Source organism: Kribbella alba, assembly GCF_039529635.1.
GTDB classification, from domain to species: Bacteria; Actinomycetota; Actinomycetes; order Propionibacteriales; family Kribbellaceae; genus Kribbella; species Kribbella alba.
The window spans coordinates 1,182,707-1,196,889 of the sequence record NZ_BAAANE010000004.1; the positions used below are offsets into that span (position 1 = coordinate 1,182,707).

Annotated in this window: 14 protein-coding genes and 1 pseudogene; 3 read left to right on the top strand and 12 right to left on the bottom strand. The window is 68.9% G+C overall.

Annotated features, from left to right (window positions below):
- Nucleotides 1-457 precede the first annotated feature (457 nt).
- The 7 genes from ABD210_RS12420 to ABD210_RS12450 all read right to left on the bottom strand — a co-directional run bounded on the left by ABD210_RS12420 (nt 458) and on the right by ABD210_RS12450 (nt 7,507).
- Nucleotides 458-1,903, bottom strand: a complete 1,446-nt coding sequence (locus ABD210_RS12420; protein WP_344111295.1) for a multicopper oxidase family protein — start codon at nt 1,901-1,903, stop codon at nt 458-460.
- Between the two features lie 32 nt (nt 1,904-1,935).
- A complete protein-coding gene (locus tag ABD210_RS12425) occupies nt 1,936-2,367 on the bottom strand; it encodes a hypothetical protein (protein WP_344111297.1) in 432 nt (143 codons plus the stop codon).
- 154 nt (nt 2,368-2,521) lie between these two features.
- Nucleotides 2,522-3,286, bottom strand: coding sequence for a type III pantothenate kinase (locus tag ABD210_RS12430; protein WP_344111298.1), 765 nt, complete (start codon nt 3,284-3,286; stop codon nt 2,522-2,524).
- Nucleotides 3,286-4,140, bottom strand: coding sequence for a carboxylating nicotinate-nucleotide diphosphorylase (gene nadC, locus ABD210_RS12435; protein ID WP_344111299.1), 855 nt, complete (start codon nt 4,138-4,140; stop codon nt 3,286-3,288). The genes ABD210_RS12430 and nadC overlap by 1 nt, the downstream gene beginning before the upstream one ends.
- Nucleotides 4,133-5,818: an L-aspartate oxidase gene (locus tag ABD210_RS12440; protein WP_344111300.1), complete on the bottom strand. Its 1,686-nt coding sequence runs from the start codon at nt 5,816-5,818 to the stop codon at nt 4,133-4,135. Before ABD210_RS12440 ends, nadC begins: the two co-directional genes overlap by 8 nt.
- A gap of 22 nt (nt 5,819-5,840) precedes the next feature.
- On the bottom strand, nt 5,841-6,668 hold the full coding sequence (panC, locus tag ABD210_RS12445; RefSeq protein ID WP_344111302.1) for a pantoate--beta-alanine ligase: 828 nt from the start codon (nt 6,666-6,668) through the stop codon (nt 5,841-5,843).
- The gene (locus ABD210_RS12450) at nt 6,665-7,507 is read right to left on the bottom strand and encodes a Rossmann-like and DUF2520 domain-containing protein (RefSeq protein WP_344111304.1); all 843 of its coding nucleotides are present in this window, start codon (nt 7,505-7,507) and stop codon (nt 6,665-6,667) included. The genes panC and ABD210_RS12450 overlap by 4 nt, the downstream gene beginning before the upstream one ends.
- A 193-nt stretch (nt 7,508-7,700) precedes the next feature.
- On the opposite strand from ABD210_RS12450, the gene ABD210_RS12455 reads away from it, so the two are divergent.
- Together ABD210_RS12455 and ABD210_RS12460 are read left to right on the top strand one after the other, a co-directional pair.
- Nucleotides 7,701-8,261: a 2'-5' RNA ligase family protein gene (locus ABD210_RS12455; protein ID WP_344111306.1), complete on the top strand. Its 561-nt coding sequence runs from the start codon at nt 7,701-7,703 to the stop codon at nt 8,259-8,261.
- A 221-nt stretch (nt 8,262-8,482) separates the two neighbouring features.
- Nucleotides 8,483-8,911, top strand: a pseudogene (locus ABD210_RS12460) (SAM-dependent methyltransferase); the annotation flags it as partial.
- 89 nt (nt 8,912-9,000) lie between these two features.
- On the opposite strand, the gene ABD210_RS12465 reads toward ABD210_RS12460, so the two are convergent.
- Nucleotides 9,001-10,419 (bottom strand): PH domain-containing protein, encoded by a 1,419-nt coding sequence (locus ABD210_RS12465; RefSeq protein WP_344111308.1) that lies wholly within the window; start codon nt 10,417-10,419, stop codon nt 9,001-9,003.
- Nucleotides 10,416-10,904, bottom strand: coding sequence for a PH domain-containing protein (locus ABD210_RS12470; protein WP_344111310.1), 489 nt, complete (start codon nt 10,902-10,904; stop codon nt 10,416-10,418). The genes ABD210_RS12465 and ABD210_RS12470 overlap by 4 nt, the downstream gene beginning before the upstream one ends.
- Nucleotides 10,905-10,930: 26 nt before the next feature.
- Here ABD210_RS12470 and ABD210_RS12475 point away from each other — a divergent pair, with 26 nt between their 5' ends.
- A complete protein-coding gene (locus tag ABD210_RS12475; RefSeq protein ID WP_344111311.1) occupies nt 10,931-12,136 on the top strand; it encodes an NADH-quinone oxidoreductase subunit D in 1,206 nt (401 codons plus the stop codon).
- Nucleotides 12,137-12,226: 90 nt separating this feature from the next.
- On the opposite strand, the gene ABD210_RS12480 is transcribed toward ABD210_RS12475, so the two are convergent.
- The 3 genes from ABD210_RS12480 to ABD210_RS12490 form a co-directional block, all read right to left on the bottom strand.
- Nucleotides 12,227-13,183, bottom strand: coding sequence for a hypothetical protein (locus ABD210_RS12480; RefSeq protein WP_344111312.1), 957 nt, complete (start codon nt 13,181-13,183; stop codon nt 12,227-12,229).
- Nucleotides 13,184-13,267: 84 nt separating this feature from the next.
- The gene (locus ABD210_RS12485) at nt 13,268-13,708 is read right to left on the bottom strand and encodes a hypothetical protein (protein ID WP_344111313.1); all 441 of its coding nucleotides are present in this window, start codon (nt 13,706-13,708) and stop codon (nt 13,268-13,270) included.
- Between the two features lie 11 nt (nt 13,709-13,719).
- Nucleotides 13,720-14,172 (bottom strand): DUF3180 domain-containing protein, encoded by a 453-nt coding sequence (locus ABD210_RS12490; RefSeq protein ID WP_344111314.1) that lies wholly within the window; start codon nt 14,170-14,172, stop codon nt 13,720-13,722.
- Nucleotides 14,173-14,183 lie beyond the last annotated feature (11 nt).

The following is a 14,183-nucleotide window of genomic DNA, read 5'->3' on the forward strand; positions in this document are numbered from 1 at the left end:
GCGCTGGTCTCACGGCTGGACTCGAACCTCGCGGAACGCCCGGTATATCCGGCAGCCTTCCATCTAATCTGGAATGAGTCAAGAAAGCACTCTCTGTCAGCAGATTCGACCCTCCGCGGCCGAGCCGGTAGACCGAACCTGCCCGATTCGCCCTGGCTCCGACCAACGCGACGATGCGTCCGGACACCTCGCCGCCGCTGCTCGGCTGACCTTCCCTGGCGGGTCGTGGTCGGACAGACTCAGGTTCGTCGCAGGGCTCGTCACCGAGCCGCCAAGCGATCCAGTCGATCGAGCGGTGATGGCGTTCGCCCGCAAGGTCGCCCTGGCCGCCGCCGCCCGCTGCTTCTTCTCCAAGACGCTCGACGCCACCGGCACCACCCCCGACTCGGCTTACAACAACCCTTCCCGCCAACCTCCGCACGGCACTCACCGTCGGCCGCCCGATCGACTGAGCTGGCTACTCGGGCCGGTTTTCCGCCTTGCCGTCGAGGCGGAAGCCGGTGCTGACGCCGCTGTACATGAGGTGGGTGATCAGTCCCTGAGCCGCGTGCGGAAGGTTGTGGCAGTGGTCCATCCAGATGCCGGGGTTGTCGGCGACGAAGGCGATCTCGTAGGTCTGGCCGTCCTCGACGTTCAGCGAGTCGACCCACCACGGACTGCCCGAGGCCGCTACCCCGTTCCGGCTCAGTACGACGACGTGGTGGCCGTGCAGGTGCATCGGATGGACCTGGCCGGAGGTGTTCTTCACCGTCATCTTGACCACGTCGCCCTCCATCACCACGAACATCGGGACATCGGGGAACTGATGCCCGTTGATCGTCCACCACAGTCCCGGTTTGCCGTCGAAGAAGCCCGGCCGACGGCCGATCCGGTACTCGAAGTGCCGATCTGCCGTCGCCGGGTCGAACCCGAGGTCGGCCGGCTTTCCGTAGCTCAGCAGGTCGACGGGGTCGGCTGGTTCGCTGCCCGTCGGGGCACCACCCGCTCCGACCACCAGCGACGTCGGGCCACCGCCGAGGCCGATGCGCACAGCTGAGCCGGACGGCACCGTGAACTCGAGGTCGATCCGGCCGCCCGCCGTGACCAGCACCGATCTGCGTTCGACCTCCGGCGGCGCGTTGATCTCGGTGCCGTCCACTGCGACCACCCGGAACGGTGCGCCATCGACCCAGCTCGCCATCGGGCCGTTGTCGGTGTTGATCAGCCGGACTCGTACGACGGAACCAGCCGCGGCCGGTACCCGGCGTTCGCCGTACCCGCCGTTCACGGTGCGGATCTTGTCGTAGGTGTGCACTGCGGCGAGCACGTCGGTAGGGGCCGAGGAGATCACCAGCGGGCCCCAAAGGCCCTTCTTCACTTGCTCGTGAGACTGCTGGTGCGAGTGGTACCAGTACGTCCCGACGTCCGTGGCGACGAAGCGGTACACGAACGACTGCCCTGGCCCGACAGCATCCTGGGTGACCCCGGCGACCCCGTCCTCCGCAGCCGGTACGTCGACGCCGTGCCAGTGCAGGGTGATCCCGTCCGGGACCGATTCGTTGACCAGCCTCACCTCGACCAGGTCGCCCTGCTTCGCCTTGATCTCCGGCCCGGGTGAGGTGTGGTTCAGCGTGTAGCCGTCGATCGAACCCCGCCCGGCGATCTCGAACCGTTCCTTGCGCGCGACCAGCCGCACCGACACGTTGGCCGGCAGGTCTTCGGGCGCCACGAGCGTGCTGAGGTCACGCTCGTGGTGCATCCCTTCCATCGAAGGCCCGCCACCGAAGTCGGCGTACCCCATGGTCATCGGCGACAGGCCGCCCGGCACCAGGCTCTGCTGCCAGAACCAGCCGATCGGCGCGAGCACCGCGACAGTCGCCGCGAGCGCGATCAGCACGCGGCGGCGCGGCAGACGGAGCCTCACCGCCGCCTGCCGCGGCCAGTTGCCAACGGCATCTAGACGACCGCCTCCGAGGCTGGTGCGCCCGTCGGCTGGCCGGCCGCCCGTCTTCCCGCGAGCCCCGCGACTGCGAGCAGGGCCAGGGCGTTGGCACCGTGCAACGCGCCGAGGGCGGGTACGCCGAAGGCCAGGAAAGCCAAGGCGATCTGCAGCGCGACGAGCCCGAAGACGATCGCGGCCCATTTGACGCCGCCGGCGATGCCGGCGAAGAAGGACACGATCAGCAACAGGATGGCGAGCAACGGGATCACCATCATGCCGACCGTGCCATGCAGGCTGTGACCGAAGTTGCCCTCGTAGTTCTTGTCGATCACCAGGCCGTCGTCCACGTCCTTGATGGCGGTGAACCAGCCGAGCGCGATCGCCATCGCCTGAACCAGGACGCCGACTGCGATCAGCAGGGCCAGTACGCGATAGGTGGACTTCATGATCCTCCCCGAACCACGCGACCCGCGCGGTGCGACCACGATTCCCCCGTGGCCCCGGGCCTCCCCGCCCGGTGGTCGCTCCTCACATCGTGATCTTGTTACCCGCTGTGCACAAGATCCTGAGGCGGTGATCCTGCGATGGCGGACAGTGACCTCAGTGGTTGCGCGTGAAAGCGTGGTGCAGGCCGTGCAGGGTGAGGAAGGGCTCGTAGCGCGTGATCTGGTGGGATTCCGGGACCACCAGCGGGGCCAAGGCGCCGGTGGCGACCACCGTCGTAGCGGACGGATCGAGTGACTGCTCGGCGATGATCCGGGTGATCAGGCCGTCGACGAGGGCGGCGAATCCGAAGATCGCGCCGGATTGCAGGGCCTCGACGGTGTTCTTGGCGACCACCGAGCGAGGACGGGTGAGCTCGACCCGGCGAAGTTGAGCGGCGACCGCGCCCAGTGCGTCGACCGACGTCTCGATGCCCGGGGCGATCGCCCCGCCGATGAAGGCGCCCGCCGGGTTGACCACGTCCACCGTGGTCGCAGTACCGAAGTCCACCACGACACAGGGCGCGCCGTAGAGCTGGACCGCGGCGAGGGCGTTCGCGATGCGGTCGGTGCCCACCTCGCGGGGGTTGTCCACGAGCACGGGCAGGCCGGTCTTGACGCCGGGCTCGACGACCACGCTCGGTACGTCGGCGTAGTAGCGCGCGACCAGCTCGCGCAGTTCGTGCAGCACGTGGGGAACCGCGGAGCAGACCGCGACTCCCGAGACCGGGGCCTCCCCCGCCAGGAGTCCGCCGAGGAGCACCGCCCACTCGTCCGCCGTACGGCGTGAGTCCGTCCCGACCCACCAGTGGCGCTTGACCGTTCCTTCGAAGATCAGGCCGACCAGGGTGCGGGTGTTCTCGACCGCGACGGCGAGCAGCATCAGGTCTCCTGGAGGTCCATCGCGATGTCGAGCACCGGCGCCGAGTGCGTCAGCGCGCCGACGGCGAGGAAATCCACCCCGGTCTCGGCGACCTCCCGGGCCGCCTCGAGCGTCAGTCCGCCGGAGGCCTCCAGCCGGGCCCGGCCTGCCACCTTCGCGACCGCTTCCCGCAGCAACGGCACGGCCATGTTGTCCAGCAGGATCAGCTCGGCGCCGGACTCCACCGCGATCAGCGCATCGTCGACCGAGTCCACCTCGACCTCGACCGAGATGTCCGGATACGCCTTGCGCACCAGCCGGAACGCCTCCGCGACACCGCCCGCGGCGATCACGTGGTTGTCCTTGATCAACGCGGCGTCGGAAAGACCCATCCGGTGGTTCTTGCCGCCACCGCAGCGCACGGCGTACTTCTCCAGGGACCGCAGCAGCGGCATCGTCTTGCGGGTGTCGCGGATCACCGCGCCGGTCCCGTCGACCGCGTCGACCCAGCGACGGGTCAGGGTGGCGACGCCGGACAGGTGGCAGAGCAGGTTCAGCGTGGTGCGCTCGGCCGTCAGCAGCTGCCGGGTCTTCCCCCGGATGGTCATCAGGACGTCGCCGGCCTTGACCGCGGCCCCGTCAGCGACGGAGTGCTCGATCTCGACCTCTTCCTTGCCGGCGACCAGCCGCAGCACCAACTCGGCGATCTGCAGCCCCGCGACCACGCCGTCGGCCCGGGCCACGAGCTCGGCGACCGAGACCTGGTCCGGCTCCACCGTCGCCGTGGTGGTGACATCGACACCGCCGGCCAGGTCCTCCTCGATGGTGGCCCGGACGAGGTCCTCGACCCATTGCTTGTCGAGCGTGTCATCCATGCTGCTGCTTCCCCTCAGGTGATTCCTTCAGTGCGACGAACTCCGTGACCGGCCGGGCCATATTGGTGTCACGATCGCCGTCGGCCGGCAAAGTGAGGTCCAGACTGCCCGACCAGTGCTCGTCGTCGCGATCCGGGTGGTCCTCGCGCCAGTGCGACCCACGGCTCTCCTCGCGGGTGGTGGCGGCCGCGATCAGGGCGGACGCGACCGTGACCAGGTTCGTCGCCTCCCATCCCGGCGTGCCCGGCTCGCCGGCCGGGAGTTCGATCAGTTTCCCGAGGGTGGCACCCGCCTCCGACAATCCGCTCGCGCTGCGGATCACCCCCGCGCCGACCGTCATCACCCGCTGCAACTCCGGTACGACGTCCGCGTCCACCAGACCGGGAACACGATGATCCACGGCGGGTTCCCGGAATTCCGGCAGGGCTGCTGCCAGCGAGTCGGTGATGCGCCGGGCGAAGACGAGGCCCTCCAGCAGGGAGTTCGAGGCGAGGCGGTTCGCGCCGTGCACGCCCGTGCAGGCGACCTCGCCGCACGCGTAGAGCCCCGGCACGGAGGTCTGGCCCTGCAGGTCCGTCCACACCCCGCCAGAGGAGTAGTGGCAGGCAGGAGCGACCGGGATGAGCTCCCGGACCGGGTCGATACCGTGCGAGCGGCAGGACGCCAGGATGGTCGGGAACCGGACCCGCCACTTCTCGTCGCCGAAGTGCCGCGCGTCCAGGAAAACATGGTCCTTGCCCGAGGCAAGCATCTGCCGCATGATCGCCTTCGCCACGATGTCACGCGGCGCGAGATCCGCGAGCTCGTGCCGGCCTTGCATGAACCGCTTGCCCTCGTGGTCGACCAGGAACGCGCCCTCACCACGAACCGCCTCGGACACCAGCGGCTGCTGCCCCTTGGCGCTCTTGCCCAGCCACAGCACGGTCGGGTGGAACTGCACGAACTCGAGGTCGCGCACCTTCGCCCCTGCCCGCAGTGCCAGCGCCATCCCGTCGCCGGTGGAAACACTCGGGTTCGTGGTCGCGGCGTACAGCTGGCCGAGTCCACCGGAGGCCAGGATCACCGCACGGCTGCGGATCGCGCCGACGCCGTCCAGCTGCCCCTCGCCCATGACGTGCAAGGTCACGCCCGCGATCGCGCCGTCCTCGGCGGTCAGCAGGTCCAGGACCAGGGCGTGCTCGATGATGCGGATGTCGTCCGCCCGCTTCACCGCCGCGACCAGGGCCCGCTCGATCTCCGCGCCCGTGGCGTCGCCGCCGGCGTGCGCGATCCGGTTGCGGTGGTGGCCGCCCTCACGGGTCAGCGACAGGTCTCCGTCGGCCAGGGTGTCGAACCGCGCCCCGAGCTCGATCAGGTCTCGGACGGCGTCCGGCCCCTCGGTGACCAGCACCCGTACCGCGGCCGGATCCGAGAGCCCGGCACCTGCCACCAGCGTGTCGTGGAGGTGGTCCTGCGGAGAGTCACCCGGGCCGAGTGCCGCGGCGATCCCGCCCTGGGCCCACTGCGTCGAGCCGGAGGCGACCACATCCTTCGTCACCACCAGCACCGAGCCGAGCTCGCGGGCCTCGAGCGCGGCGGTCAGCCCCGCGATGCCCGAGCCGATCACCACCACGTCCACGGTGTCGGTCCAGCCTGGTTCGGGCGCAGCCAGCCGTTGCGGCACAGCAGGAGCAGTCATCAGGCGACCGTATCAATGTGTTTCACCGCAGCGTGATGGAAATGTTGTCGATGAGACGGGTGGACCCCACCCGGGCGGCGATGAGCATCCGGGCCTCGCCCGGGCCGATCACCGGGCCCAGATCGGGCGCTCGCAGCGCCAGGTAGTCGATCTTCACCGACGGCACCGCCTCCAGCTCCGCGTGGGCGGCGGACATCACGGCGTCGGGTCCGTTCATCCCTGCCTTCGCGCCCGCGGTCAGTGCCCGATACAGCACGAGTGCCTCGTCACGCTCAGTCTCGGACAAATAGCGGTTCCGTGAGGACAGCGCGAGCCCGTCGGGCTCACGCACGGTCTGCACCGGCACGATGTCGACGTCCATATCCAGGTCGCAGACCATCTCCCGGATCAGCGTCAGCTGCTGGTAATCCTTCTCGCCGAACAACGCGAGATCCGGCGCGGTCAGGTGCAGCATCTTCGACACCACTGTCAGCACGCCGGCGAAATGCCCGGGCCGGACCATCCCCTCGAGCTCGTCCGCCAGCGGGCCCGGGTGCACCGTGATCGACGGCTCGTTCGGATAGAGCTCGTCTCGGGACGGGTTGAAGACCAGGTCGACGCCCTCGTTCTTGGCGATCGCCAGGTCGCTGGCCAGTGTGCGGGGATACCGGTCGAAGTCCTCGGAGGGCCCGAACTGCAGGGGGTTCACGAAGATGGTGAGCACGACACTGCCCTCCGGCCCGACGCGTTCCCGGGCCTCCGCGAGCAAGGCGGCATGCCCGTCGTGCAGCGCGCCCATCGTCATCACGACCGCCCGTGGCCGGATCGCCGTCGCCGCTCGCAGCTCCGCCTTCGTCTGGGTCAGTCTCATCGCGGTGCCTCCCCTGTTAGATCCCGCTCCAGCACCTCGTTGATCCGCGCGGCCGTGTCGGGGTCCAGCCGTCCGGCCTCGAGCCTGCGCTCCACCGTCGCCCGGGCCAGCTCGGCGTACGTGCTCGCGGTCCGGCCCCGCAGTACGGCCAGATGGGCCTTCACCGTGTCGACATCGCCGCGCGCGATCGGCCCGGTGAGCGCATCATGACCGGACCGAAGCGTGTTGTCGAGAGTTGCGGTCAGCAAGGGCCGAAGTGTGGCCGCCGGGTCCGCGACGCCGGCCTCGCGGAGTACGTCGAGCGCCTGGGCGAGCAACGTTGTCAGGTGATTCGCGCCGTGCACGAGTCCCGCGTGGTACAGCGCGCGCTGCTCCTCCGCGATCCACTGCACCTCGGCGCCGAGGTCCTTCACCAGCCGCTCGACCATCGCCCGTGCACGGTCCGGCGCGGTCGCGGTGAACACGACGTCCTGGAGGCTCGTGGGTTCACCCGTGAAGGTCATCGGCGGATGCAGTGCCACGGGAGTCGCGGCGATCCCCTGGAGGACGGACAACCCGTGCGCGCCGGACAGGTGTACGGCGTACTGGTCCTCGGTGAACGGCAGCCCGGCCGCGACCTGCGCGATGGCGTCATCCGGTACTGCGAGCAGGACGACGTCGGCGCGGCTGGTCACCTCGGCCGGCGCCAGGACGGGTACATGCGGAAAGAGCCGCGCGGCACGTTCGAGTGACGCGCGCGAGCTAGCGCTGACGCCGGTGACGGGATATCCGGCGGACGCCAAGGCTGCTCCCAAGGCCCCACCGGCCCGGCCGGAGCCGATGATGCCGATGCGTTCCATGTCCACTCTCTACGTTCCAGTCCCATGGTGCCTCGGGTACCAGACGGTTCGTGCGGTCACGCCTACCCTAAGGCCCGGTTCCTGCCCGGGACACCACCTGCTTGGTCACACCTTGGGCAGTCCCGGCCGGCGGGACGACTTGGCTGCTGCCGGTTCGCGGGCGGTGGTGGGGCGGTGGTGGGACGATGGCGCCGTGAGTGATCCGTGGACCAAACCGACGGGGCTGACCGCCGTGCTCATCGCCGTTCCTGAGCTCGCCGGGTACACCGATCGCTGGCGGACCGCATCGAGGTCGTCGGCCCGCCCGGACGTGGCGCTGTCCGAGCTGATTCCGCCGCACGTGACCGTGCTGGTTCCGTGGGTCGAGGACCCCTCGCCGGAAGACGTCCAGCGGCTGATCGAGTCGGTCGCGGACGTTCAGCCGTTCGAGCTCAGCTTTCCCAGCGCCGGGCAGTTCCCGAACGGGACGGTATGGCTCAGGCCCGAGCCCTTCGACGCGGTTCGCGAACTGGTGACGACCGTGCTCGGCGCCTTCCCCGAATGCCCGGCCTACGGCGGTCAGTACCCCGATCCGCATCCGCACCTGACCATCTCGTCCTCGGCGCAGGGCGGTGTCTCATTGCTCGAGGAGGCTCGAGCAACCCTCGCCGCCACGGCCGCCCCGACCGTCCGGCTCGACGACCTGACCATCTGGCGGGAGGGCGACGACCAGGTCTGGCAGCTGATCGGCTCGGTGCCGCTGGGGGCTCGTTGAGGACCTTCCGGGAAGCCTGGGATGCGGCGCTCTACGGCCCCGAAGGCTTCTACCGGCGCGAGCGCCCCGCAGACCACTTCCGTACTTCGGTGCACGCGTCCGCGTTGTTCGGGCAGGCTCTCGCCCGGCTGGCCGAGCAGGTAGGGGCTTCGCGGGTGGTGGACATCGGCGCGGGTTCTGGTGAACTCGGGCTGGTGCTGCGGGCCGAAGGGCTCGAGGTGGTGGAGGTCGAACTGGACGACGATCTCCCCGCGCGGTTGTCCGGTTTGGTGATCGCGAACGAGTGGCTCGACAACGTACCCTGCGAACTCGCTGAACTCGACCAGGACGGAGTGCCCCGCTATCTGCTGGCCGACCTGACACTCGGCGAGGTTGTCGAGGGCAACGACCTGGACTGGCTGCGGAAGTGGTGGCCGTTGGCGGAGCCGGGTGATCGGGCCGAGATCGGGATCACCCGCGACGCGGCTTGGGCGGAGGTGGTCGGCCGGCTCGACGAGGGTGTCGCAGTCGCGATCGACTACGGACACCTGCGCGCAGGGCGTCCGCCGTACGGAACTCTCACCGGCTTCAGAGCCGGCCGCGAATGTCCGCCGGTGGTCGACGGCTCTTGCGACATCACCGCCCACGTGGCGCTGGATTCGTTGGGCGGCACTGTGACGACGCAGCGGGAGGCACTGCGCGCTCTGGGAGTCAGTGCGGGGCGTCCGAGTCAGGAGCTGGCCCGGACGGATCCCCTGCGCTACGTGGCCGAACTGTCGTCAGCCGGAGAGGCTGCCGAACTGCTGGACCCTTCGGGGCTCGGCGGGTTCGGCTGGGTGTGGACCGCGGCCGGGGAGGACGTGGTACGCCGGGCTTCGCGGGCTCTGTTGGCCTGAGCCTCCAGGAGGAGGGCGGCCTCGGCCTGGTCGCGGTGGAGGGCCACGGCGTCTGTGGGGCCCTGCGGGGTGTCCACGTGGACATTGGCGAGGCGTAGGCGGCGCTGGAGCGGACCCTGCTGGAGGCGGACCGACTGGGTCTTGTGGTGGAGCACGATCGACGTACGGCGGCTCACCCAGCCGCGGGTTGTCACCAGCACCTGGTCGTCGGCCCCATAGGCGAGGTAGCGCCAGCCGATCGGACGCAGCCACTTCGCCCGCTCCGGTGCGCGGTGCATCTCGATCGCTGCCAGATCCAGGCCAGGCAGCACCCGAGCAAGCACCGCAGCGACCTCGCCGCGCTCACCCACCGGCAGCAACTGGGCACCCTCGTTGTCGTCCTCGCCGTCTGCTTTGGAGCCGGCTACACCTGCGATGTCCAGGTCCACCCGGGCCCAGCCGATCAGCCGCCAGATCAGGGGCTCGGTGATCAGCAGACCCTGTACGCGGCCCGGCGGTACCGTCTGCCGCTGTACGTCGAACAGGCCGCGCTTGGTGCGCAGGCCGTCGTGCGTCTCCGACAGGGTGAAGCCGTGGTTGCCGACGACCTGCTTCCAGATCGGCTGCACGACGCCGAGCAGCAGCGGCAGACCGGCGAACAGCCCGACATGGAACTCGAACACCATGGTGGTGCCGATCAACCAGATCAGGGCTGCGGCACTACCGAGCACCGTGGACGACAGCAGCGTCGCTCCGAGCAGGCGCCCGGTCGGAACCACCAGCAGCGGCGGCGGCTCGTGCTGCGGAACGTGCTGCTCTTCCGCGGCCTGCTCGCCCTTCGCACGGACGAGCAGGATGCCCCGCAGCTTGCTGGCTTCCTCCTCGCTGAAGTAGCTCAGCCGGCCGTCGCTCTTACCGCCGCCCGCGACATCCATCCGCAACTCGGCCATGCCGAACAGCCGCGCCACGAAGGGCTGCGCGACGTCGATCGTCTGGATCCGATCGAACCGGATGATCCTGGTCCGGCGGAACAGGAACCCGCTGTCGACCCGGATGGCGTCATTCGTCAACTGCCACTTGGTGAACCACCAGGACAGCGCGCCGAGCAGGATGCCGCCGACCAGGACTGCCGCCAGACCGATCCCGGCGATCGTCAGGTTGCTGCGCAGGCTCTCGTTGTTGGCCATGGCGACTGCTGCCACGACGAAGTAGCCCCAGCCCTTCACGAACGGGGTGAGTGGATGCAGCCTGGCCCCGGTCTTCTCGACCACTCGTGCCCGGGGTGGTGCGGACGGCTCGGTCACAGGCCCCACGCCTGCGCTTGGCCGAGGGCGGACAACCTGTCACGCAAGCGGGCGGCCTCGTCGGGGTGCAGCCCGGGGATCTTCGCGTCCGTCGCCGGGGTCGCCGTGTGCAGTTCCACCGTCGCGAGGCCGAATGCCCGCTCCAACGGACCGGCAGCCACGTCCACGAACTGCATCCGCCCATAAGGGACCACCACCAGCTGGCGGAACATGACCCCGTGGCTGACGAGCAACTCGTCCTCGCGTTCGGCGTACTTCCAGGACTTCTGGTTGCGGCCGATCAGGACCCATGCCCATCCGTACCCGAGCCCCACCAGCACGAGCGCCAGCACGCCGTACAGCCAGCCGGCGGTCACTCCGAGCACGATCAGCGCGGCGATCCCCAGCAGGCCGACCACGATCGCCGCGTTCAGCCGGCGGAGCGTGGCGAGCTTCGGTGAGACCGGAGTCCAGCTGACATCGGAAGGTGCGAAGAGGTCGTCCACGGGGCAAGCCTGTCACGATAGGGGTCATGAGTACGGAACGAGTGGTGGGAATCGGCGCGGGAGCGGCCGGACTGGACCCCGTGTACGAGCGCGGCGGCACCGGCACCGCATCCGAACTGCCGACCACCGACATGGTGCTCAACATCGGTCCCCAACACCCCGCCACGCACGGCGTACTGCGGCTACGGCTCACCCTCGACGGCGAACGCATCGTCCATTGCGAGCCGATCATCGGCTACATGCACCGCGGCGCCGAGAAGCTGTTCGAGGTGCGCGACTACCGGCAGATCATCGTGCTGGCGAACCGGCACGACTGGCTGTCCGCGTTCTGCAACGAGCTCGGCGTGGTCGGCGCAGTCGAGCGGATGATGGGCCTCGAGGTCCCGGTCCGGGCAGTTTGGCTGCGGACGCTCCTCGCCGAGCTGAACCGGGTGCTCAACCACCTGATGTTCCTCGGCTCGTACCCGCTGGAACTGGGCGCGATCACGCCGGTCTTCTACGCGTTCCGCGAGCGAGAGACCATCCAGGCGGTGATGGAGGAACTGTCCGGCGGCCGGATGCACTACATGTTCAACCGCGTCGGCGGCCTGAAGGAAGACCTCCCTTACGGCTGGCTCCCACGCGCGGCGGCGGCCTCGGCCGCGGTCCGCCGGCGGCTCCCCGACATCGAGAACCTTGTCCTCGGCAACGAAATCTTCCGCGCCCGCACCGTCGGCGTCGGCCGTCTCTCCCCCGAGCTGATCGCGTCGTACGGCGTCTCGGGCCCGATCGCCCGCGCCTCCGGCGTCGACGCGGACCTGCGCCGCGACGAGCCCTACCTGGCCTACGACGAACTCGCCCGCGACGGCGTACTGCGAGTGGTGACCCGGACCGAAGGCGATTGCTTCGCCCGCTTCTCCGTCCTGCTCGAGCAGGTGAAGGTCTCCCTCGACCTGGTCGACGCCTGCATCGACCGCCTGCTCTCGATGCCGGCAGGCCCCGTCAACGTCCGCCTCCCCAAGATCCTCAAGGTCCCCGAAGGCCAGACCTACTACTGGACCGAGAACCCCCTCGGCATCAACGGCTACTACCTGGTCTCCCGAGGCGACAAGACCCCATGGCGCCTCAAACTCCGCTCCGCCAGCTTCAACAACATCTCGGTCCTGCCCGAAATGCTCCCCGACACCATCGTCGCCGACATGATCGCCATCCTCGGCTCCATGTTCTTCGTAGTCGGCGACATCGACAAATAACCCCCTGTAGCCGCGCTGGACAGTCGGGTGGCCGTTTGCCGGAAACAAATTTGCACGGAGGAACAAAAAGTTTCCGGCGTAATGGAGTCGTCAGGTCAGCGGGCAGGAGGGTGCGCAAGGGGTGGCCGTGAGGGCGGGAGCCCGACGGCGGAGCACCTGTAACACCTGTACGGCGGCCTCGCACGGTCGGCTGGTGATGTCGAACCAGCCGTAACGCAAGGTCGATTCGGCCCGCAGGGTGGCACGGTTGTCCCGATCCAGGTCGCGCCAGCGTCGCTGCGGCGCGAGGTGGAAACGCCCGTCGAGTTCGACCACGAGACCGAATTCCAGATACGCCACGTCGGTGAACTCCAGGTCCACCTGACGCTGCCGGACGCCGGTCGGGAGCCCGTGGCGACGTTCTACGTCGCGCAGGTAGCGAAGCTCGAGCAATGAGTGCGAGCCTGCCGCGACGTCTGCCAGGATCGGTCTCAGCTCGCTCCGGTACCGGAGCCGGGTCCGGCCGTCGAGCGCCCGCAGGATCTCGGCCGGGCTGACCCGGCCACTCTGGCACGCCTCCGCGATCAGTGCCGCCGCCTCGTCGATCGAACTCGAGATCTCGACGATGTCGAGCACGGCATGAGCTGCCGTTCTGCGTGGCGGGATCACCCTGGCCAGCCGCTGGTCCCAGTACTCGTCACGATGAATCACCAGATTCGGACGAGCCCGTACCCTGCGGTGCCCGGGGATCGTCAGATACACCGGACGCCGGTCATCGCACTTGATCAGGCCGAGCTGTTCTGCGGCTGTGTAGTGGCTCCAGCCGGCGTCCGGCCCGGCGTACAGGAGCGCTGCCACTAGGCGCTCGTCGTAGCCGATCGGTCCGGTGTGCGTGGCGTAGACGCCGGGGTGAACGGTCTGCCAGTGCCGCCGCCGCAGGGGACGGCGGATGTCGCCTTCGGGCCACCTTGCCGCGAGCAGCTGGCTTCGGGAGACGATCCTGTTCTGGGTGTGGATGAGGACATGAATGCCCTCGTCCTCGAGCTCCTGCCGCCACCACCAGTCCATCCGATCCAGGGTGACGCAAATCGGCGGACAGCGTCAGCGGGCCTGTGGACAGACCGCCCTCCGCACCGAAAGACAGGTTGGAACTCAGGAGGCGGCGAGGCCGCGGAGCTTGAGGTCCACGACGGTGGGTGCATCGGCCTGGGAGTGTTTGTCGCCGGCGGCAACGACTGTGGCCACCTCTTCGTCGATCTTGTCGAGGCGTTGGTCGATGCGGTCCAGGCGGCGTTGCATCAGGTCGACGAACTCCGCGTTCTCGACGACGCGGGCGCTGGTGATCCGGGAGTACTCCTGGGCCACCTGGGCGCGGTCGTCGCTGTGCGCCAGGCGTTCGACCACCAACTGGTGGCGGATCAGCACTGAGGCGGCGATCGCGACCAGGACGGCCAGGACGGCGGCTGCTCTCAGGATCCATTGGTTCTGGGAGAACAGGGCGATGCTCACACCGAGACAGATGACGATCAGCAGACCATTGGCGACGGTGAGAACGGTGGTCCTGGTTCGACGGCGGCTACCCCTTGACCCCATGGGTCGACATGTTAGGGGGTGTCCTCGGGGTCGTCGGGGATACGACACGCCCGTTCGAGGAGCAATCCGGCCGTGACGACCAGCACAGAGATCACCGCCGCGATACCGGCTGTGATCACCCGGGTCCGGGGACCCGACGAACTCACCGCGTTCAGGAAGGATAACGCGAACCCTGCGTAAACACCGGTGCACAACGCGCCGACGAAAGCGCTCGCTTTTCCGATCATCAGCAGGAAGACCGCACGGTACGGTTCGACCAGTTCCCGGCGGACCTGGATCCGCTGGTGGGTGTTCCGGGCCGCGCCGAACAGCAGCGTGGCCAGAAAGGTCCAGGCGACCAGGGTCAGCCACGACACCGTCGGGACGACCCCGCCGCTGGATTGGATCGCCTTCACCAGGGTCACGCCGATCGCCACCCCGAGGACGGCGATCGCGATCAGCAGCCGACGGGAGGTCGGCCGCACCGAACCCGGGC